At 47.8% G+C, this 21,813-nt stretch carries 18 protein-coding genes and 5 riboswitches; of the genes, 6 read left to right on the top strand and 12 right to left on the bottom strand.

Going from position 1 to position 21,813, the window contains the following annotated elements:
• Window positions 1-221: 221 nt before the first annotated feature.
• The 12 genes from B2U10_RS05530 to mtnK form a co-directional block, all read right to left on the bottom strand.
• The gene (locus tag B2U10_RS05530) at window positions 222-1,133 is read right to left on the bottom strand and encodes a proline dehydrogenase family protein (protein ID WP_035410931.1); all 912 of its coding nucleotides are present in this window, start codon (window positions 1,131-1,133) and stop codon (window positions 222-224) included.
• 84 nt (window positions 1,134-1,217) lie between these two features.
• Window positions 1,218-2,573, bottom strand: a complete 1,356-nt coding sequence (locus tag B2U10_RS05525) for an NCS2 family permease (protein ID WP_052019119.1) — start codon at window positions 2,571-2,573, stop codon at window positions 1,218-1,220.
• An 84-nt stretch (window positions 2,574-2,657) separates the two neighbouring features.
• Window positions 2,658-2,759: riboswitch (purine riboswitch) on the bottom strand.
• A 183-nt stretch (window positions 2,760-2,942) separates the two neighbouring features.
• The gene (locus tag B2U10_RS05520; protein ID WP_290786228.1) at window positions 2,943-3,947 is read right to left on the bottom strand and encodes a DUF2382 domain-containing protein; all 1,005 of its coding nucleotides are present in this window, start codon (window positions 3,945-3,947) and stop codon (window positions 2,943-2,945) included.
• A 279-nt stretch (window positions 3,948-4,226) separates the two neighbouring features.
• Window positions 4,227-4,328: riboswitch (purine riboswitch) on the bottom strand.
• A 390-nt stretch (window positions 4,329-4,718) separates the two neighbouring features.
• Window positions 4,719-6,239 (bottom strand): glutamine-hydrolyzing GMP synthase, encoded by a 1,521-nt coding sequence (gene guaA / locus B2U10_RS05515; RefSeq protein ID WP_051353615.1) that lies wholly within the window; start codon window positions 6,237-6,239, stop codon window positions 4,719-4,721.
• Between the two features lie 129 nt (window positions 6,240-6,368).
• Window positions 6,369-6,470: riboswitch (purine riboswitch) on the bottom strand.
• Between the two features lie 40 nt (window positions 6,471-6,510).
• Complete coding sequence (locus tag B2U10_RS05510) at window positions 6,511-8,583, bottom strand: transglutaminaseTgpA domain-containing protein (RefSeq protein ID WP_290786225.1); 2,073 nt, start codon at window positions 8,581-8,583, stop codon at window positions 6,511-6,513.
• A complete protein-coding gene (locus B2U10_RS05505; protein WP_290786222.1) occupies window positions 8,580-9,662 on the bottom strand; it encodes a DUF58 domain-containing protein in 1,083 nt (360 codons plus the stop codon). Before B2U10_RS05505 ends, B2U10_RS05510 begins: the two co-directional genes overlap by 4 nt.
• Window positions 9,659-10,615 (bottom strand): AAA family ATPase, encoded by a 957-nt coding sequence (locus B2U10_RS05500; RefSeq protein WP_035410946.1) that lies wholly within the window; start codon window positions 10,613-10,615, stop codon window positions 9,659-9,661. Before B2U10_RS05500 ends, B2U10_RS05505 begins: the two co-directional genes overlap by 4 nt.
• 364 nt (window positions 10,616-10,979) lie before the next feature.
• Window positions 10,980-11,984, bottom strand: coding sequence for an ABC transporter permease (locus B2U10_RS05495; protein WP_290786219.1), 1,005 nt, complete (start codon window positions 11,982-11,984; stop codon window positions 10,980-10,982).
• Complete coding sequence (locus tag B2U10_RS05490) at window positions 11,981-13,489, bottom strand: sugar ABC transporter ATP-binding protein (RefSeq protein WP_290786216.1); 1,509 nt, start codon at window positions 13,487-13,489, stop codon at window positions 11,981-11,983. The genes B2U10_RS05495 and B2U10_RS05490 overlap by 4 nt, the downstream gene beginning before the upstream one ends.
• Complete coding sequence (locus tag B2U10_RS05485) at window positions 13,486-14,565, bottom strand: sugar ABC transporter substrate-binding protein (RefSeq protein WP_290786213.1); 1,080 nt, start codon at window positions 14,563-14,565, stop codon at window positions 13,486-13,488. Before B2U10_RS05485 ends, B2U10_RS05490 begins: the two co-directional genes overlap by 4 nt.
• A gap of 11 nt (window positions 14,566-14,576) precedes the next feature.
• Window positions 14,577-15,626 (bottom strand): S-methyl-5-thioribose-1-phosphate isomerase, encoded by a 1,050-nt coding sequence (gene mtnA, locus B2U10_RS05480; protein WP_290786210.1) that lies wholly within the window; start codon window positions 15,624-15,626, stop codon window positions 14,577-14,579.
• Window positions 15,623-16,789: an S-methyl-5-thioribose kinase gene (gene mtnK / locus B2U10_RS05475; RefSeq protein ID WP_056063714.1), complete on the bottom strand. Its 1,167-nt coding sequence runs from the start codon at window positions 16,787-16,789 to the stop codon at window positions 15,623-15,625. Before mtnK ends, mtnA begins: the two co-directional genes overlap by 4 nt.
• 77 nt (window positions 16,790-16,866) lie before the next feature.
• Window positions 16,867-16,970: riboswitch (SAM riboswitch) on the bottom strand.
• Window positions 16,971-17,175: 205 nt separating this feature from the next.
• Window positions 17,176-17,277, top strand: a riboswitch (SAM riboswitch).
• A gap of 70 nt (window positions 17,278-17,347) precedes the next feature.
• Between mtnK and B2U10_RS05470 the strand changes: the two genes are divergently transcribed.
• From B2U10_RS05470 to B2U10_RS05445, 6 genes are all read left to right on the top strand, one after another.
• Window positions 17,348-18,538, top strand: a complete 1,191-nt coding sequence (locus tag B2U10_RS05470) for a 2,3-diketo-5-methylthiopentyl-1-phosphate enolase (protein ID WP_290786207.1) — start codon at window positions 17,348-17,350, stop codon at window positions 18,536-18,538.
• The gene (locus B2U10_RS05465) at window positions 18,535-19,194 is read left to right on the top strand and encodes a 2-hydroxy-3-keto-5-methylthiopentenyl-1-phosphate phosphatase (protein ID WP_290786204.1); all 660 of its coding nucleotides are present in this window, start codon (window positions 18,535-18,537) and stop codon (window positions 19,192-19,194) included. Before B2U10_RS05470 ends, B2U10_RS05465 begins: the two co-directional genes overlap by 4 nt.
• Complete coding sequence (locus tag B2U10_RS05460) at window positions 19,191-19,811, top strand: methylthioribulose 1-phosphate dehydratase (protein ID WP_290747921.1); 621 nt, start codon at window positions 19,191-19,193, stop codon at window positions 19,809-19,811. The genes B2U10_RS05465 and B2U10_RS05460 overlap by 4 nt, the downstream gene beginning before the upstream one ends.
• 16 nt (window positions 19,812-19,827) lie before the next feature.
• Window positions 19,828-20,364, top strand: coding sequence for a 1,2-dihydroxy-3-keto-5-methylthiopentene dioxygenase (locus B2U10_RS05455; RefSeq protein WP_035410968.1), 537 nt, complete (start codon window positions 19,828-19,830; stop codon window positions 20,362-20,364).
• A 125-nt stretch (window positions 20,365-20,489) separates the two neighbouring features.
• Window positions 20,490-20,978, top strand: a complete 489-nt coding sequence (locus B2U10_RS05450; protein WP_056063724.1) for an arsinothricin resistance N-acetyltransferase ArsN1 family A — start codon at window positions 20,490-20,492, stop codon at window positions 20,976-20,978.
• Window positions 20,979-21,038: 60 nt separating this feature from the next.
• The gene (locus tag B2U10_RS05445) at window positions 21,039-21,794 is read left to right on the top strand and encodes an MBL fold metallo-hydrolase (protein ID WP_290786201.1); all 756 of its coding nucleotides are present in this window, start codon (window positions 21,039-21,041) and stop codon (window positions 21,792-21,794) included.
• Window positions 21,795-21,813 lie beyond the last annotated feature (19 nt).

The following is a 21,813-nucleotide window of genomic DNA, read 5'->3' as shown; positions in this document are numbered from 1 at the left end:
TTCAGTTTTCAAAGTTCGTCTGCCGCCTTAGCGACTTTAATAGATTAACAGGTTGTTTTGTTTATGTCAACCATGCTTTTTAAAAAACTTTTCAGCCCCAACGAACCGTTTATAAAAGGCGTCTCGCTGGAACATTTATTAATATAACAACAAAATTCGACAAACACAAGCATTATTTTAAAAAAACTTTGCAAAGAGTTTAAATCCTCTTCGCAAAGTCTTTACCTTCTTAACATGGCGCCTACTGTAAACGCGATATTCGCTGGGCGTTCTGCTAGCCGTCTCATCAAATACGTATACCAGTCCAAACCATGCGGAACGTAGATGACGACACGATAACCTTGTCGAACTAGCTCTTGTTGTCGTTTTGGTCGCATGCCTTGAAGCATTTGAAATTCAAACCGTGATGGATCAATTTGTTTCATTTGAGTAAAGTCAATGATTTGCTGAATAACTTGTTCATCATGTGTCGCGATTTGCGTGTAGTTGCCTTCTAACAAATTAATCTTCACTAATTGAAGGTACGTCTCATCGACGGTCTTTTTAGGTTGAATATAGGTTTCATCGTCTCCATCGTATGCGCCTTTGACGACACGTACTGTTGCCTGAAGACGTTCTAGATCAAAACGACTGCGGTATACATTTGCCTGTAATGCAATTCCGACGTTCGGATATCGTTCATGCACGCGTTCAAATATTTGCACAATCGACTCAACCATCGTTGCTTCTTCCATGTTGACTGTCACACGCATATTTCTCTGATCAGCAACCTCTGCAATACGACTCAACTGTTGATAGGCGATATCTGGATCAATCCTTAATCCGATTGAAGTAAGTTTTAAAGATACTTGTGCATCTAGATCATATGCTTTGATTTGTCCGATGACTTTGATGCATTCATTCGCAATATCTACTGCGTCTTGTTCAGTCTCGATGAATTCACCTAAACAATCTACTGTCGCCGCTCGTCCATCTTGATTGAACTGTTTGACTGTGTCGAGTGTCTCTTCCGCGCCCTGCCCTCCGACGAACAATGTTCCACCAAGTGGTAACCCGACTTTTCTGGCGAATTGAATAAGTAACTTATTCTCAGCCAAGTACTCGAATACAGGTCCAGTAATCTGCTGTAACATCTGAATCACCCTCTCTCTTCTCCCTTACCCTCTCCCTAACAAAAAAACGTCTTTCTTCTATATAGAAGAAAGACGCAGTTTGAATTAGTGCAACCAGATGAAGTAACCGAGGAATCCAAGTGATAATACGTACATGATTGGGTGTACGTCCTTTGCTCGTCCTTTTGCGATCATCGTGACCGGGTAGAAGAGGAAACCGAATGCAATCCCTGTTGCGATCGAATACGTTAATGGCATCATGATGACGGTCAAGAAAGCCGGAACCGCATACTCGAATTTTTTCCAATCGATTTGCAGCAATGAAGCTGCCATCAATACACCGACGATGATCAATGCGGGTGCTGTGACCGGCGCAGTGATGATCGCGAGTAACGGTGAGAAGAATAAAGCGAGACCGAAGAACAATGCTGTAACGATGGCTGTCATCCCTGAACGACCGCCTGCTGCGACTCCAGCACTGGATTCAACGTATGAAACCGTCGTCGATGTTCCGAGAATCGAACCGGCTACGGTTGCTGTTGAGTCAGCGATTAATGCGCGACCTGCGCGTGGTACTTTATTTTCTTTAATTAGACCCGCTTGGTTTGCTACCGCAACCAACGTGCCCGCTGTATCAAAGAAATCAACGAAGAAGAAAGTCAGGATGACGATCATCATTTGGACCGTGAAGATTTCATTAAAGTGAAGAAATGCCTGTCCGAAGGTCGGTGCAATACTTGGTGGTGCTGAAACGATTTCACCAAAACTAGTCGGAACTGGAATTAATCCGAAAATCATTCCGGCAATGGCCGTTATAATCATTCCGAAGAAAATCGCGCCTTTGACACCGCGTGTCATCAAGACAGCTGATACGACAAGACCGAATACTGCGAGAAGTGTTGTTCCCTTGCTTAGGTCACCGAGCGAAACAAGTGTTGCTTCGTTCGCGACAACTAAACCACCTGTTTTCAAGCCGATAAAGGCGATGAACAAACCGATACCTGCTGCGACTGCCATTTTCAACGGCTCTGGAATCGCATTGATGATCACTTCACGAATGCCTGAAGCCGTTAATACCATGAAGACGAGACCTGAGACGAGAACGCCCGAAAGTGCAGTTTGCCATGGAATACCCATGCCAATGACGACACTATATGCGAAGAAGGCGTTTAAACCCATACCCGGTGCAAGCGCAATTGGATAATTCGCAAATACTCCCATTGTGATGGAACCGATGATTGCGACGAGCGCTGTGGCACCGAAGACTGCTCCTGCGTCCATTCCTGCTTCGGCTAATGTATTCGGGTTAACGAATAAGATATACGCCATCGCGAAGAATGTCGTCATGCCGGCGATGAACTCTGTACGCATGTTCGTACCAAGCCCATTGAAATCAAAGAAACGCGCAATCGCATTTTCTTTTGCTTTCGGTTGGTGTGGCTGTTTCAATTGTGTGCTCATGATTGCCTTCCTTCCAAATAAGCCGTCTCCTTGAAAACAAAAAACGGCCCTTACCTAAGCGGTAAAAGCCGTTTCAATAAGCGCACGATGTTGCATGTGCGCCGTAGTAGGAACCTTTACGGTGTTCCTGTAGAGACTTCCGGGCCCTATCCCCAGAATTATACGGCATTATTTATGTTTTTTTAGTGGTATGAAAAATAAGAACAGACACATCGTAGCACGGTCAAATTCATGGGTCAACCATAAAAACGAAATTTAACCACTTATTTTATCCGAACGTTCGGTTTTGTAAGCGTTATTTTTGAGTTGTCTTTAATTTGCAGTAAAAAAGGAGATAGCTGATCGCTATCTCCCTCTTAGTTTGGTCCATTACAGTCGTTTATGATCGTCACGGTCTACGTCCGTTCTCGTATCCGTACCTTCATCAATATCTGCTTCCTCGCGTCGTACCGTTTCAGATACAGTTTCTGTATCTCGCACTTTACGTTTTCCAACAACAATTTCTTCAGAGACTACATCTTCTTTTGATACTACTACCTTTTCTTCTGAAAGCGGTACGTGAATGGAGTCGTTCTCATCTACAAAAGCATCTGTTCCCGACGCATTATGATCCACTTTACGCCGTTCCACATAAACTTCTTCCCTCTCTACCGGCACCTCGATCGATTGTTGATCTTCGACTACGTGTTTACTGACGTTTACTTCCCCTGTTTGCACTCTTTCTTTATCTACATTTAACCGTTCTTCATGCAGGCGAAGGCGTTCTTCTTCTGTATCACTGTTCGTTTCAGTAACGCCAGTCCGATCTGCACCAGACCGATCGACCCCTAGAGTATCGTCATAGTCTTGGCTTCGGTCTGCACTTAAAGTGTTGTCGTAGCCTTGGTCTCGATCTGTCCGGGAAAGAGAGCCGTTATCAGAGAGATGGTCGTTGTGATCCCGATTTGCTTCGACTCCCGTGCGATCATATTGATTATCGTTTACTCCAGAAGTTTGGTTGTAGCTTTGATTATGCTTTTCGTAAGAATCGCCATAGTCGCTGTCTACATATAAAACCAGCTTGCCGCTTTCTACCTGACGACGGTATTCTTCTGATTCATCATGCGATAAGCCCATTCCGCGGAATGCTTCCGTAGAAGAGTCGTCTGAAAAGGCAGCCATGAATTTCCCCATAAATCCTTGGTGCTCTTGTTCACCGGCAGTATCTACATTGACGTTTGTCTGATTCTCTACCATGGAGAAGGAATGTTTATCTTGAGCCACGACATACATATCTCTTTCGTCATATCCCTGCGCTTTCAATTCGTTTACTTTACTCAGTACTTCCGCTTGGGTATTAAATACTTGGATAAATGTATCTTCTTTTCTCGTCATGATCTCTTCCTCCTTTTTAATAAATGCCATGAAAAATAATAATTAGCTCTTGAAAATCAATCTTATATACCAACAGTTTGAATTTCCCCTACTTTTTTTCTGATTAAACCTGATTTTTTTGTACATCTTTTTTAATTATTGAAGGCTTTTTGGAATGTATTGATCCTGTTTACTAGAGCATGTTCATTATTAAAATTTTTCCTGTTTAAAACGTTTTAGTCATGCTACGCAACAAGAAAAGACCCTTACCTAAGAAGTAAAAGCCGTTTCAATAAAGGTACGATGTTGTATGTGCGCCATAGTAGAAATCATTACGGTGTTCCTGTAAAGTCTTTCAAACCCTGTCCCCGGAATTATACGATAATATTTTTTATTGATATGAAAAACAAAGACAGCCACATCATAGCATGGTCAAATTTATGACTAAACCATAATCTAGTCGATCGACTTCAGCTCATGCCCAATCTATCAGGAGAGCGTGCATCCTATCCGTTTAATGATTTATTATATATTCCAGTAAAAACTAACAAAATATCTCGATACATCTTAATTGAATCTCTCGAATAAATTGATTTTGTCTAATGTCATCCAACAGTTCGATGCGATTGGTTACGAAAAAAGCTCACTTCCATTCACAAATAATGTGAACAAAAGAGAGCTTCATTTTGAAATCGAATTGTTGAAGGTGAAACAGACTTCATTTCACCTATCCCCTTTAACACATTGATAGGACAGGCTTCATGAGACGAATTTTCTCAGCAAGTCTAGTTCTTATTCCCACTCAATCGTTGAAGGTGGTTTCGACGTCACATCGTACAGGACGCGGTTAACGTTCTGGACTTCGTTGACGATTCGAACCGAGATCTTCTCAAGCACGTCCCATGGGATCCGTGCCCAGTCTGAAGTCATCCCGTCAATTGACGTAACAGCGCGGATTCCGACAGCATAGTCGTATGTCCGCTCATCGCCCATGACACCAACCGAACGGATTGGAGGAAGGACTGTGAAGTACTGCCAGATTTCGCGCTCGAGTCCAGCTTTTTTAATCTCATCACGAAGAATGAAATCAGATTCGCGAACGATTTCGAGTTTCTCATCTGTGATTTCACCAAGGACACGAATCCCGAGACCTGGTCCTGGGAACGGCTGACGCCAGACGATTTCATCAGAAAGACCAAGTTCTTTCCCAAGTTCACGGACTTCATCCTTGAACAACGTGTTGATCGGTTCGATCAATTCAAACTGCATGTCTTCCGGCAGTCCACCGACGTTGTGGTGTGATTTAATTGTTTGTGCCGTATCCGTACCACTCTCGATGATATCCGTATAGAGTGTACCTTGGGCAAGGAAGTCCATATCCGTCAGCTTCGAAGCTTCTTCGTCGAAGACGTAGACGAACTCGTTGCCGATGATTTTACGTTTCTGCTCTGGATCCGAGATACCACGGAGTTTGTCGAGGAAACGGTCCTGGGCATCAATCTTGATGACGTTCATGTGGAAGTGATCCGCGAATGTCTTCATGACGCTTTCCGCTTCTCCCTTACGCAGTAAACCGTGATCGACGAACATACATGTCAATTGATCACCGATTGCCTTGTGAATCAAAGCTGCGACGACAGACGAGTCGACACCACCTGAAAGAGCACAAAGAACTTTTTTATCGCCGACTTGTTCTTGAATCTTCGCTACTTCGATTTCGATGAAGTTCTCCATTGACCAGTCGCCTGCACATTTACAGACTTCAAAGAGGAAGTTCTTGAGCAATTCTTTTCCGAAGACCGTATGGTTTACTTCTGGGTGATACTGCACACCATACATTTTCAACTCTTCGTTCTTGATCGAAGCGATTGGACATGACACGTTCGTCCCATCAACGACGAATCCGTTAGGCACAGATGTGACGAGGTCACTGTGACTCATCCAGACCGTTTGTTCTAGCGGTAAGTTCGCATACATCGGTGACGGGTCTTGTAACGTCAATGTGGCTTTTCCATATTCACGATGTCCCGCACGTTCCACTGTTCCGCCGAAATGTTGTGACATGAGCTGCATGCCGTAACAGATTCCGAAGATTGGAATACCGAGGTCAAAGATTTCCGGGTCACACCGGTACGCATCCTCTGCGTAGACGCTACGTGGACCACCCGAGAAGATGATACCAGCAGGTGCGATTTCTTTTACTTCAGCTGCAGTGATTTTATGCGAATGCAATTCACTGTAGACACCAAGGTCCCGAATACGACGTGTGATCAATTGATTGTACTGTCCTCCAAAATCGAGGACGAGAATCATTTCCTGGTCCAAATGTGCTTCCAAATCTGTTCCCGCCTTTCTGATTTCATGCGTACCCTATGAAAAAAGCCCGCTCTTCGCCCATGGATAAAATGGAAAAAGAGCAGGCCGCTTCACAAAAAAATGTATACGAAGGGTCTGCTCCTTCATAGTCAGGTCGTTTAAGGTGACCCGGTAGAGACTCTCGCGCCATATTCGCGAGTATATACAAAGGAGATTGCATGTGTGTGATTTACGTTGTTCCCATTGTACCTGTATCGTTTCGTAAATATCAACCCTCTACATGACGAATGATATTTTCGAAATATTCACGTTTTTTATCAGCCGATAATGATTCTCCACCATAAACCATCCGCTCGTAAGCATCCGTCAACGGTCGCATCGCGTACGTCTCGTAGTACCCATCGACTTCGTGAGCAAGTTCCGCAAGCGTCCGACCATCTTGATAATGGAATCCTTTTTTATCAAGACGCCGCAAGAGATACCGATACATCCGTCGGAATCCTTCCGGTCGTTCAATCTGTCTCCAGAAGAAGAGAATCGCAAGCGTCCGAATAATCGGTTTTCTGAACAAGTAGAGGAACAAGAGAGCAAGTGCCGTCAGGAAGATTGGCCAAAATGGAATTGACTTCTGCTCCGTCTGTCCGGCGCTAGTCGTCTGTTCTTCATCGAGAAGATTTTCTTGAGGACGATTTGGCGTCGTTGTCTCCGTATTATCTTCTGTCTCACGTTGCGGGTTTGCTTGTTCCGTCTCGTTATTCGTTTCCCGATCGATCGTGTATTGTCCTGCTCCATCGAAACTGACTGTCGGTTCAAGCGGTACCCAGCCTGGTCCTTCAATGTAAACTTCGACCCACGAATGGGCATTTTTATTGCGTACTGTATAACTCGTCACGGCAGCTCCGATGACGTCGGATTCGCCCCCCGTGAATCCTTTCACCCAGCGTGCGGGTAACCCAGCTGCCCGAAGTAATACAGTGGCTGATGTCGAGAAGTTATCACAGTATCCGAGTTTCGTCTCGAACAGGAACTGATCGACGTAATCCTGATTTTCTTTCGGTACAGCAACATCTTCTGTATTGTATTCAAAGTTTTCTTCTTCGAAATAATTTTCAATCGCCCGTGCTTTGTCCCATGGTGTCTCCTCACCCTCGACGATTTGTTCCGCTAAATCACGAACTCGTTGCGGTAAACCTTCCGGCAGTTGGAGATACCGCTCCGTTTGATTCTCCGATAAATTGACGGGTTCATCTGTCTGGAGCTGTTCTTCCGTAAAGAGTGGGTACGAATAGTCGATTCGATAGTTCCGTTGACGATCCGCCTCGTCGAGATACGAAATTTTTTGATTCTCGGGGTCAACCAACACATTTTGTCGTTGTTGATTCACTTCGACCCGTACATTGTCACCATTATATGGCACGAATGGTAATTCACGCGCCATTTCAAATGTTGCTGTCTCTTCGCGGGTCTTGACCTCTGTACCGAAGGTCGAGAAAAAACCACGTCCATCGATTTCAGGGTTTGACTCCGACAAGATCCAACCTTTTCCGGTATAAATATCTTTTGTTTCAACGCGCCAGTAGCGGTTTCCTTCACTTTCGACTTGGAAGACTTCTCGGTCGTCCATCTGGAATGGTCCTCCAAGTTGCTCATCGTTGTTACCGTATCCGACCTTCTGAATCGCATTTGTCGGCTCTCCTTCCCCTTCAAGACCCGACGTCAAATCGTACCAACTGTCTTGCCATGTCGCATTGATGACAGGACTTTGGACAGCAGCGACGATGACAGCTCCCATGATGAATAATGCACTTAGTGGGCGTACGTAGGAAGCACGCGGTCGTTCATTGACCTCCGTCGCATACAGCAATACCAAAGACAAGATGATCGGATAAAGAATGAACGTCTCTCCCGAGTAATCCGTCCAGGTATCGCAATAGGCGATGAACCCGATGACTCCGAAGGCAAGTCCGAAGACGAACCCACGATTCGGGAACGTCCGGCGCGCGAGATAAGCGATCAAGAAACTGATCAAACCAATCGACAGCGCAAAGGCTGGTCGTCCCGGTAATTCACCATTGATGACACTTCGAATATCCGAGCTGATTTCCGTAAAAATTCCCCACGGTGCAGAACCCGGTGTCAAAATCAAGTAGAACGACAATAGTAGCCCCGCGAGACTGCCAAGTAAGAAGTAACGTCGAGCGAGATGCGATAACAGTAAAGGCAGGAACAGCATCGGTAAGAAGGACCAAAGATGCTCGAATGTCGTCAGTTCGAGAAGTGGTGGCATGAAACAAGTCAAAAGGGCTGCTGCGATGGCGTTCCAGATTAATCGTCGTATCATCGCACTCCCCTCCGTTCTGGTGTATAGACATGAACGGTGGCTTCTTGATTAATCTTCGAAATCCATAGTTCATTGTTTGATTCAAGATCCGGTGTGATAAAGAGGACATTCCCGCTCAATCGAAGCGCCTTAGACGAGTACTCCCATGACTCGATGAACGTCCGCGTCCGACTCGGTTGCGCCGTCATCAGGTAATGCGTCAGTTTCGCTCCTTCAAGTGGTAATGACAATGATTGAACAGCATGCCCGACGAGATGGATCCGGTAGCTCAGTCGTCGCTTGTTCAACTGATCCGTCGTTTCTGCGAGCATCGAGATGATACGTTCGAAGGCTTCACCCGCCTCCGTTCCCTCATCAAAAACGATCGTCGTCTCCCGTTCTTGCTCTCGTTCGAACGTCTTCGTCATCAACCCTTGGCGTTTCGCTGTCGCTTTCCAGTCAATCTGATTCATCCGATCCCCACTGACGTATTCCCGGACCCCGACGACGGTAAAGGACGACTGGCGAAGATCAAGTGACACCGGTGAGATCCCCCCATCGCCACGGTCTTCCTCATGGGGAAGCTGAACGGCAAGGCGCGCTGGTTCAATCGCAAGATACGTCTCGACCGGAAACATCCGCTTCCGCTTGAATAACCCGAATGGATCCGTGATTTCGACGATACAGCCTGGAATCTGATACACCCCTCGACGAATCGATGGTATCGTGTAATCGATTTGCTCCGTCTTCCGGTAATGGGCTCGGAGTGGACGGCTGATATCGAGTTTTTCTTCACTGAGTTCGTTCGGAATCACCTCCGTCACTTCGACGGCTCCGACGAGAAACGGAAAACGTCGACGAACCCGTAAGGAAACCGGGATATCGGTTCCAGCAACGAGCATCTTGTTCGATACTTCGCGCGTCGCAAGTGCCTGCGTGACGGGCCAAACGAGGAAGAGCGTCCAGTAGACGGTCAGACCAGCCATGACGTAAAACAGCAAGGAAGCGACATTTCCGCCATCAACGCGCGCATATGCCCATAAGGCTGCCGTCGTCAAAAGTAATACAGCGTAACGCCAACCAATTTGCCACTTCGTCATAGGGACTCCACGTCTTGTTGGATCGGTACAGCAACCTCTTTTTTGATCTGTTCTAAAATCCGTTCCGACGATTGACCGTGATAACGCGCATCCGCTGTCAAAATCAGGCGGTGTGACAGGACTGGAATCAAGAGATGTTTAACATCATCCGGCAAAACGAAACTGCGTCCTTCCATGTACGCCCACGCTTGCGCGACCTTCATCAAGGCGATCGAAGAACGAGGACTCGCGCCGAGGTAGAGTGACCCATTCGTCCGTGTCGCTTGAACGAGATGGACGATATATTTTTTGACAGGCTGTGAGACATGGACGTTCTTGACGTCTTCTTTCATCTGGAGCAATTGCTCGCGACCAATTACAGCTTCGAGTGTTTCGATTGGTTCATCCCGTTCAAAACGCGTGAGCAACTTCATTTCTTGCTGGAAATCAGGATAACCCATTTTGACTTTGACGAGAAAACGGTCGAGTTGTGCTTCTGGTAACGGATACGTTCCTTCATGTTCAATCGGGTTTTGTGTCGCCATGACGAAAAAGGGATTCGGAAGCGTATGAATCTCACCATCGACGGTGACGTTCGCTTCCGCCATTCCCTCGAGTAAGGCAGATTGAGTTTTTGGTGATGTTCGGTTGATCTCATCGGCTAAGACGATGTTTCCCATTAAAGGACCCGGTCTATATTCGAACTGGCTTGTTTTCTGATTATACATCGATACACCCGTCAAATCTGACGGAAGTAGGTCTGGCGTGAACTGAACACGTTTGAAGGTCAACCCGATCGATCGGCTGAACGCACGGACGAGCATCGTCTTCCCGACTCCCGGTACGTCTTCTAATAGAACGTGACCGCCCGCTAGTAATGCTGCCAATGATTGTGTGATGACATCTTCCTTACCGATGATGACTTTCTCTACGTTGTCGATAATCGCTTGAATCTCCTTAGTGTATGTTCGCATTGTCAGGCCCCTTGCTCTCATAGTAGTTGAATTTTCTGACTTTTTATATCATCTCATATTCCGCTATACTTTTAAAGAAATACGAGCAGTTTCAAGCACGTGAAAAAGGGGGAACGCCGTAGCGTTTCCCCTTATTTGTTTCAGGAACGAACACATGCCGTGATCCGTTCTTGAACCGTGCAGTTGCACGTAAAACACGAATACATCCGTGTCAATGGACAACGTTCGTCAAGTCCGGTGATCCTCTTCTTTCAGAAGCGACATGCGATCGTTCCCTCTACATTGGTAATCATTCATGTGCATCACCATCCTTTCATATATTGAATATTACCGAATATGTTATAAATGAAACGTCGAATTTTAATTATTTTTTCCGATACCGCGCATAGGTCGTCGCGAGTGCGACCGCAAGGACCAGCCCTTTGATGATATTCAACGAATAGTATGGAACAGACAACATGACAAGACCATTTTCAAGAATCCCGACGAGACAAGCCCCGACGAGTGTGCCCAGGGCATTCGGTTTTCCTTGCCCTGCGAACGACGAGCCGATAAAGGCAGCTGCGACCGCTGGCATCAAGTAACCGGACCCGGCGTTGATTTGCGACGATCCGACTTGTGACGCAAGCAAAATCCCACCGATTGCAGCAAGTAACCCAGCAATCAGATATGCGAGTGCCCGGTAGCGGTTGACACGAATTCCCGTCAGTCGTGCGGCTTCCGGATTCCCACCGATGATATAGAGAAAACGACCGTGTCGCGTATGACTTAAAAAGACATGTGTCATAGCGACGACGACGAGCATGATGACGATGATCCAAGGCGCCTGGCTGATTTTCGCGAACGCCTCCGGAATTGTGCCGACTGTTGGTGTACCGTCTAAGCGCGGCATTCCGGCACTGATTGAACCACCACCGGTATACGTCATCGCGGCACCTTCGACGATGAACATCGTCGCAAGCGTCGCAAACAAATCCGGAATCTTAAACCAGACGATGAGTAAGATGTTCACCAGAGCAACGCTAAGAGATAAGAGAAGTGCTAAACCAATCGAGACACCGAGCGGTAGACTGTACCAGACGAAGAACGAGACGACGAAAGAACTCGCAAGCGTCGCGGTCGACCCGACCGATAAATCAAATCCATTGACCGTCAAAGAAACGGTCAAGCCGATCGCGATGATCGTCACGATGGAGATACTTCGTAAAATATTGATCAAATTCGTCCCTTGTAGGAATGTTGGAGCCGTCGTCGCAAAAAACAGGACGAGGGCAAGGATCGCGAGGACGATCCCCCAGTCGTTCAAGAATCCAAGGACCGGACGTAAACCTTTCCCCCGATTCGTTTGTTTTGATACTACCTCATTCATCGTTGCCCTCCTCCTGTCGCATACCACAACAAGGTTTCTTCTGATGTATCCGCCGTCTTCGTTTCATGGACAATCCGTCCATCGAACATGACGTAGATTCGGTCCGTGACGGTCAAAAGTTCATCCCATTCACTCGTCGCGTAAAGGATCCCTTTTTGTTGTTGCGCGAGTTCGTCAATCAGACGATAGATATCTTGTTTAGCTCCGACATCGACACCTTTCGTCGGTTCATCTAAGACGAGGACAGAAACATTGGTCAGTAACCATTTTCCGATGGCGACTTTTTGTTGATTCCCACCGGATAGTTGACCTACTTCCTGTTTCACGTCTGCCACTTTGATGCCCAGCTCCTTGACCCATTTCGATGCCTGTTCGACTTCTTTACGACGATCCATCAGTCCCCAGCGGTTGACGAAATCATGAGCTGCCGCTGCTGTCAGGTTTTCTGCGACAGAATCGGCAACAAGAATTCCTTCTTTTCGCCGTTCTTCCGGAACGAGACCGATTCCCGCTTGAATCGCAGCTTGTGGATTGCAAAGGCGATGGGCTTTTCCACCTATACGAACCTCCCCTTCCTGAAACGGGCGATCACCGAATAATGCTTTGCATAATTCCGTTTTACCGGCACCGACAAGACCCGCGATACCAACGACTTCCCCTGCTTGAACCGTCAAGGAGATGTCGCGGACGTCCGCATTCGTGGCACTCTCGACCGTCAGTACGTTCGTCGCATTGATCCGTGACGTTTTCGCGACAGACGTAAGCTTACGCCCGAGCATCTGCTCAACGACAGCTTCCTTCGTGATGTCTGTCAAAAGATGTCGCGAGATGAGTTGACCGTCGCGCATGACCGAGATGGAGTCGCAAATGTCATACAATTCTTGTAGGCGGTGGGAAATGAAAATGATCCCAAGTCCCCGTTCCGCTAAACGACGCACGACTGAAAAGAGATGGCTTGTTTCCGCCTGACTGAGAGGTGCCGTCGGTTCATCCAAAATTAAAAAACGACGTTCCTGAACGAGGGCGCGTGCAATCAATACGAGTTGCTTTTCAGCAAGACGTAATTCTTCGACACGTGTCTTGACGGAAATATCCGCCTGTAATGTCGCTAACGCTTCTTTCGCACGCTGTATGTAACGGCGTTGGGATACCAAACCCGTCATTGTTCCGTCCGTCAACAGATCGAGACAGATATTCTCAGCAACCGTCAAATACGGGACAAGCGCCACATCAACCTCTTGTTGGACGAGATCGATCCCGATTCGTTTTGCATCACGCGGAGATTGAATTGACAGTTCTTTCCCGTCAAGACGGATGATTCCTTCATCCGCTGTTTCCGCTCCAGATAAGACTTTCATCAGCGTCGACTTACCGGCACCATTCGCACCGACAAGCGCATGAATTTCACCAGACTTCACCTCAAAGGAGACTTGCTTGAGTGCCTGGACTCCCGGAAACGCAAGTGAAATCCCGGTCATCTCCAGGTGATGATTGATAGACGTCATTGTTTTTTATGGACGTCACGCAACCGGTCCATCCACGGCTCATTGAATTTATCCGACGTACTCCAACCTTTGATGATCGTATCGAGATTATACATCGTTGTGTCCTGCTTCAATGCCTTCTGCTCAACGAGTTTCGCATCGAGATTAAAGCTATCCGGCGTCTTCTCTCCGGCGATTTTCTTAGCCAGTAGTCGCATGTCCGTTTGTCCAATCAGGAATGGATCCACCGCACTCGTCGAAACCCAGTTGCTGCCTTTCTCACGCATCAGGTTGATGTCCTGATTTGAGACATCGATCGAGATCAATGGGATTTCTTGACGTTTATTATCCTTGAGCGATTTGTAAGCGCCTTTTGCGACTTCGTCCCATGCTCCCCAAACGGCATCAACGCTTCCTTTCGGGTATTTCGCGAGAATGGCATTCATCTTTGTCGCGATATCCCCTTGGACATCTTGGAAGTTCGTCGGTCCAACCGTCTCAAGCGTTTTGATTTTGCCGTCTGCTTCGTACGTCTTATAGATTTCCTGACGACGATCGAGCGGGGCAAAACCTGGTCCGAACCAGAGTTTGATGACACGGACTGGCTTTTTGTCCGTCACCTTCGTCACTTCATCGAGTGATAGCTTCGCAAGTTGATGATCGTTTTGGAACGTTTCCGTCACGTCTTGTAAAGATGCCCCTTTTTTCTTCGTGACCGTATCGAACGTCACGACCTTCAGTCCTTTATCGACTGCTGGTTTGATCATGTCATAGGCATAGTCTTCCTTACCGTGCGAAATGATGAGCCCATCATAATCTTGCTGAATCGCCTGCGCGACCAGTTCCTTGAACTTGACATCGTTACCTTCCGAAATGAACGTGCTGACTTTAAAGCCGAGCGCTTCTCCTTCACTTCGTGCGCCATCAAGGAATTGCTTCGTATGGTCGTCCGATGCGAGGTTACGGATGACGGCGATCTTGACATCCGATTGAACTCCTTTTGGTACATCCTTGACGACTTTCGTCGTCGCTTCTCCATTCGCACAAGCCGCTAGTAATAAGGCCGGTGCTAGGACGGCGTAAGCTAATTTTTTCATGAATTGTCTCCTTATCCGAGGGGTTGAAGCCCCGTTAATTTTTCAATCGTTTCTTCATTCGGTTGCGTGATAATACCAAGTTCGGTGATGATGCCCGTGATCAATGTGTGTGGTGTGACATCAAAAGCTGGGTTGAAAACAGCAACTCCTTCTGGTGCTGTCGCAACACCTTGGACAGTCGTCACTTCCTGCGGATCACGTTCTTCAATTTCGATCGCGTCTCCGGAAACAAGTGAGAAATCAAACGTCGAGAGCGGTGCTGCGACGTAAAACGGGATACCGAAAGCTTGAGCGAGTAATGCTAGTTGGAACGTTCCGATCTTATTCGCCGTATCTCCGTTGCGTGTAATCCGGTCCGCCCCGACGATGATTGCATCGATCTGTTTTTCTTTCAGCGTATGGGCGACCATGTTATCTGTAATTAGCGTGACATCGATGCCGGCACGTTGTAGCTCCCATGTCGTCAGTCGTGCTCCCTGCAGTAATGGTCGCGTCTCACTCGCAAAAACAGATAATTCAATGCCGCGTTCTTTTGCGATATAGAACGGCGCAAGTGCTGTTCCATAAGCAGCGGTCGCAATCGATCCAGCATTACAGATCGTTAGGATCCGGTTACCTGACTGGAACAATTCAAGTGCGTGAATCCCGATTTGACGTGACGTCTGCGCATCCTGATCGTATAAGGCAATCGTCCGCTGCTCGAGCCGTTCGCGGATCTCTTCTACCGACGTCCCGTCTTGAATGATTGGATTCAATTGATCAAGGACATTTCGTAAGTTAACAGCCGTCGGTCGTGTCGCGAGTAACGTCGCTGATGTCTCAAGCAAGGCTTGCTTATAGATCGACAGTTCTGCTTCAAACCGGTACGCCTCTTGAACGAGTACGAATCCGCCAAATAAACTGATCGCAGGCGCCCCTCGGACGCGCAGTTGTTTAATCGCTTCGACCGCTTGTGCAAGATCGGTAATGACTTCATAGTGTTCTTCCTGCGGTAGACGTGTCTGATCGAGAATCGTCAAGACACGGTCTTCATAACGAATACTTTGAACGAATGTACTCATCGGCTAAGTTCCTCCGTTACGTCGAAGTTTCGTAAATCATCAAATGTCCGGCATTCGGTCCGACGTTTGATTAACGCCGATCCTAAACGTAAAGCATGTTGTTTTCGTTCTAGTCGTTCCGTCATAGAACTAATCGTTTCTAAATCAGCGACTGGTGCGAGTCCGATCGTCCGACGAATCAGTTCGCAACCGGCAAAGCCAAGGGCATCCTGCAAGATCGTGCTCAGTACATCGTCGACGAGTCCCGATGTCCGGAATGGTTCGACGGCTTCGCGTTCCCATAAGGCGCGGAACGTCGAAGCGAACGTCAGCCAGAACGTATCGATGTCGCGAATCCGGGCATCACGAAGTGCTGAATAATCCGGGTATGCTGCAAAGAATAAGTGGGCGATGAACTGTCCGACATCAAATCCGAATGGACCATAAAAGGCGAATTCTGGATCGATGACTTTCGTTTCCGTTGCCGAAGCAAAGATGCTTCCTGTATGTAGATCGCCGTGTAGCAACGCATCTCCTTTCGTGATGAAAAGCGCTTCGAGTTTTGCGACTTCGCGTTTCAACTCATCGTCCGCCCATAGACGTGCCACCTCTTCTTCAAGCCCGGCTTCAATCTCGTTCGTCTCCGCGTCATGGAACGGATCCGTGAAGATTAATTTTTCCGTGATGTCGCACAAGTCCGGATTGTAGTACGTTCGGGCGACACGTTTTTTTTCAACCGGACCAAGCGCAAAGTCCGATGTATGGAATAAAGTCCGAGCGAGATAAGAACCAATATGTTCCGCAAGCAACGGATACTGTTCACCTGCGAGTAAACCGCTTCGAACGATTGTCAGATGTGAAAGATCTTCCATGACCGTATACGCCTCGTCGTGACTAGCATGAAAAACACGCGGTACGAACGGCACGGCATGCCGGGCGAATTCACGGAGTGCGGATTGCTCGATCCACGCCCGCTCGAGTGATAGTGGCCAGCTTTCACCGACGACTTTCGCGTACGGAAGTGCTTGTTTTAGAATCAATCGATGTTCACCTTCTCGAATTCGAAAGACAAGATTGAGATTGCCGTCGCCAATCTCTTCTGCTTCGACGGCTCCGTCGCCGATCAGTCCTAGTGAGCGGACCCGTTCGATCGCGTCCTGTTCTGTAAATGCTTTGTATGTCATCTCAGTTCCCCCTGTGTGATACACGAAAAAGCGCCTCTTTTCGTCATCGAAAAGAGGCGCAGGAAAGTCACTGCGTCCTCTTATCTCTCAGACGAAACGTCTGTTGGATGTAGCACCGTGCCAAGTGGTCGGTTGCTGCGGCGTCATCGGGCCAATTCCCTCTGCCAACTCGCGATAAGAGTCGTATGTAGTTGTCGTGTGTGATATTGATTTGAATCTTACGCAATCCTCTTCCCTGCTGTCAAATCGAAATCAAGCAGAAACGGATATCGTTTTTGCTCCATATATAGAAAGAGTATTTTCAAAAAAATAAATTTTCTAAAAATAGTTTGACAAGTCGTGACTCTCATGTAAAAATTGCAATTAGATTTCACAATTTCATCCAATTCTTATCAAGAGCAGACGGAGGGACAAGCCCTACGATGTCGCAGCAACCGACCTTTTGGCACGGTGCTAATTCTTGCAGCTACTAAGCTGACAGATAAGAGTCCACGTTCGAATCATTCATGGTCTCTTGTCGCTGACAAGAGACCATTTTTTTATTGAAGGAGGAAAGACATGGCTTACATCACAGCTACTTATCAATTGACCGCCCGCGATCGACTGGAGCAACGCGCCGAACAACTCGCGCTTGGTCTGACGGTTGGTTCCTGGACGGAGCTGAATCATCTTGAGCAACAACAACTCGCCTCATTCAAAGGAGAAGTCGTACATACGGAAGAACGCGACGGTAAAGGCTATATCACGATTCGTTACCCGGAACACAATGTATCGCGCGACTTTTCTGCGATCTTGACGACCGTCTTCGGGAAACTCTCACTCGACGGTGAAATCAAATTAACAGAACTGCTACTACCCGATACATTCACGTCGGATTTTCCAGGTGCGAAGTTCGGGATCGAAGGGGTTCGTTCCTTGATTGGTGTCGAAGATCGTCCACTGTTAATGAGCATCTTCAAAGGGGTCATCGGACGCGATTTATCGTTCCTTCGTAATCAACTCGAAGGACAACTTGCTGGTGGGATCGATCTCGTCAAGGACGATGAGATCTTATATGACAATCCGTTGACACCGACGATTGATCGGGCACGGATCGGACGTGAGGTTATCGATGCTCATTTCCACCGGACCGGTAAACGTGCGTTGTATGCGATCACACTTAGTGGTCCCGTCTTTACGCTCAAGGATCAAGCCAAACGATTGATTGACGCTGGAGCAACTGCTTTCTTGTTGAATACCTTCACATACGGACTCGACGTCTTACGTGAATTGGCAAGTGATCCGGAGATCAACGTTCCCATTTTCAATCATCCGGCTTACAGCGGTGCATTGATTGCTAGCCCGAACCACGGTGTTGCAGCGCCTGTCTTACTTGGCACATTACCGCGCGTTGCTGGTGCAGACTTAACACTATTCCCGTCACCTTACGGCAATGTCGCTCTTCCGAAGGACGTCGCCCGCGGCATCGCGGTCGAAGCGACTCGCTTCGGTCAGACGAAAGCGATTTTCCCTGTCCCTTCAGCCGGTATTCACCCAGGACTCGTTGCTCAACTCGTACGCGACTTCGGGATCGATTCCGTCATCAACGCTGGTGGTGGCGTACATGGTCATCCGCAAGGTGCTGCGGCTGGTGTTATCGCTTTTCGTCAAGCACTTGATGCGGCACTCGCAAATGAATCCCTATCGAATGCTGCGTCACGACATGAAGAATTACGAGTCGCGCTCGACGCTTGGGGGATCAAGTCATGACCTTACGAATTCTTTGTGACTTCGACGGTACCGTAACGATGCAGGATAACATCATTGCACTCATGGAGGTATTTGCGCCAGTGAATGACTTCGAACCGTTGAAACGTGGCGTGCTCGACCGGACGTTGTCGATCCAAAGTGGTGTCGGGCAGATGTTCGCGCTTCTGCCGTCCGGCGGTAAAGCGGACTATCTTGATTTCTTGATGGAGCGCGCTGTCATTCGCGAAGGATTTTCGGAGTTGCTTCAGTACAGTCGTCGTCAAGGAATCCATTTTTCGATTGTTAGCGGTGGAATGGACTTTTTCGTCGAACCGATCTTAGCACCGTTCCTCGAGCAAGAGCAGATTTACTGTAACATTGCCGATTTCAGTGGTCCATTCGTCCACATCGATTGGCCACACGCCTGCGATGCCCATTGCACGAATGGATGCGGATGTTGTAAAACATCCGTTGCCCGTACATTATGCAAAGACGATGACGTCATCATCGTCATCGGTGACTCAGTGACGGACTTCGAACTCGCAAAACAAGCGGATCGTGTCTATGCCCGTGATTATCTGATCACGTTGTGTGAAGAAAATGATATCGCCTATACACCTTTTGAGACGTTCCACGATATCGTTCATGATTTAGCACGATCGGAGGTGACGATATGACATTCATGCGACGGTATGAAGAACTACGCGCCATCAAACAAGAACTTGCAGCGCGCGATTGGTTCCCTGGTACGAGTGGTAACCTCGCCATTCGGACGTCCGGTATTCCGATTGAATTTCTTGTGACGGCAAGTGGGAAAGATAAGCGGCAGACGACTCCTGACGACTTCGTTCATGTCGATGCGACCGGTCAATTGATCGGCGAGCAATCCGGGCGCCCTTCTGCTGAGACATTGCTCCATGTCGAAGTGTTCAACCGAACGAACGCCGGATGTTCCCTGCATGTCCATACGATTGCGAACAATGTGATTTCGGAGTTATATGGCGATCAGGGAAGTATCACCTTCTCCGGTCAAGAAATCATCAAGGCACTCGGTCACTGGGAAGAAGATGCGACGGTCACGGTGCCGATCATTCCGAATCACGCGGACATCCCGACACTCGCTGCTGCTTTTGCGCCATATGTCACAGCGGACAGCGGTGCCGTCCTGATTCGCAATCACGGAATCACGGTCTGGGCACCGACCGCCTTTGAAGCAAAGAAACACCTCGAAGCCTTCGAGTTTTTATTCAACTATACGTTGACGTTGCAATCATGCCGTCAATCTATCTATTAAAAGGAGGAATCATCTCATGGCAACAGTCTTATTCCAAGAAACAAACACACGGTATACGGATCAAACGGAAGTCGCTGACTTCCTCGCATCGCGCGGCGTTCTTTACGAACAATGGGACGTCTCAAAACTACCAGCACCTCTCGTCGAGAACTTCACACTGACGGATGCCGACAAACAAACGATTCTCGATACGTTCGCTCCAGAAATCAAAGACGTATCAGAACGTCGTGGATATCAGACAGCTGATATCATTTCACTTTCGGATACGACACCGAACCTTGACGAGTTGCTCGTCAACTTCCAGAAAGAACATCATCACACGGATGATGAAGTCCGTTTCATCGTAAGCGGTCACGGCGTCTTCGCGATCAAAGACGAAGAAGTCGGCTACTATAACATCGAACTCAATCCTGGTGATTTGATTTCTGTTCCTGTCAATACACGCCACTACTTTACGCTCCAAGAGGATCGGAAAGTCGTCGCTGTTCGAATTTTCGTCACGACGGATGGCTGGGTTCCAATTTACGAGAACGAGACATCCACGGTCTCTTAAGAACGACAAAAGCGTTGATTTCTTCTATATAAGGAGAATCGGCGCTTTTTCTTATCTCACAAACATATCACTACATCGACACGTAACAGATATAATGAGGGAAAAGCGATTGGGGAGTGAGCAACATGCATATTCGTCCTGTAACGGAACATGATTTACCCGCCGTTCTATCCATTTATAATGAAGGCATCGAAGACCGAATCGCAACGCTTGAGACGGATCGAAAAGATTTATCGTTCATGACCCAGTGGTATGCAGAGCGTACGCATCGCTACGCTGGATATGTCGCAGAAGATGAGACAGGTGTCCTCGGCTTCATTTCTCTTGATCCGTATAACCCGCGTCCTGTCTATGCGACAGTTGGTGAGATTTCCGTCTACATTACTCGAACACATCGCGGACAAGGGATCGGGACACAGTTGTTAGAAACTGCCGAACAACATGCGCGCGATCATCAGATGCATAAGCTGATTCTCTTTACCTTCCCGTTCAATAAAATCGGACAAAAGCTCTACATCCGTTCCGGATTCCGGATTGTTGGGACATTTAAGGAACAAGGTCGCTTGAACGGCGAATACGTCGACGTCATGGCGATGGAGAAACGCTTACGATAGGATTCATTGAATGCCAGACGGGGAATAATCAATCCGAGTCATTGAGAGAGGATGAACCTAATGGATATTCAACAAATTCGTAATGCGACGCTTGTCGTCATGTATGCCAATCAAGTTTTACTGATTGATCCGTTTCTCGGCGAAAAAGGCAGTTTACCTCCTTTCGGTCAAACGCCGAATGCCGTCGCCAATCCACTCGTCGACTTACCGGTCGATGTTAAGACACTGCTCGATCCTGACGCTGTCTTCGTCACGCATCTGCACGCGGATCATTTCGATGATGCTGCAAAACAATTTCTACCCAAGCATTTGCCATTCTATGCGCAGCAAGAAGAAGACGCACGGCAAATCCGAGAAGCCGGCTTCACGAACGTCTCTTCCTTCGATTCCGGTGTGACGATCGGTGATATCCAGGTCCATCGAACAGGTGGACAGCATGGTGTCGGTGAAATCGGTGAACGAATGGGACATGTCTCCGGACTCGTCCTCACGCATCCGGACGAACCGACGCTTTATATCGCAGGTGATACGATCTGGTGTGACGAGGTCGCACATGCGATTGAACAACATACACCAGATATCATCGTCGTCAACAGTGGGGCTGCCCAGTTCCTGACGGGAGAACCGATCACGATGTCGCAGCGTGATCTCCTTGCCGTACACGAAGCAGCAGCGGAAGCAACGATCATCGTCTCGCACCTCGAGTCCGTCAATCACTGTCTCCTGCGGCGCGACATGATTGCTGACTTTTTAGCTGCTTTCCACCTCTCTGCCCATTTCCTCATTCCGGAAGATGGCGAAACGATGTCATTTTAAGAACAAATCAAAAGTCTCT

Origin of the sequence: Exiguobacterium sp. UBA7533 (genome assembly GCF_002479335.1) — a bacterium.
Taxonomy (GTDB): domain Bacteria; phylum Bacillota; class Bacilli; order Exiguobacteriales; family Exiguobacteriaceae; genus Exiguobacterium_A.
Note: the sequence above shows the minus strand (reverse complement) of the source record. Positions and strands in the feature narration are given on the sequence as shown.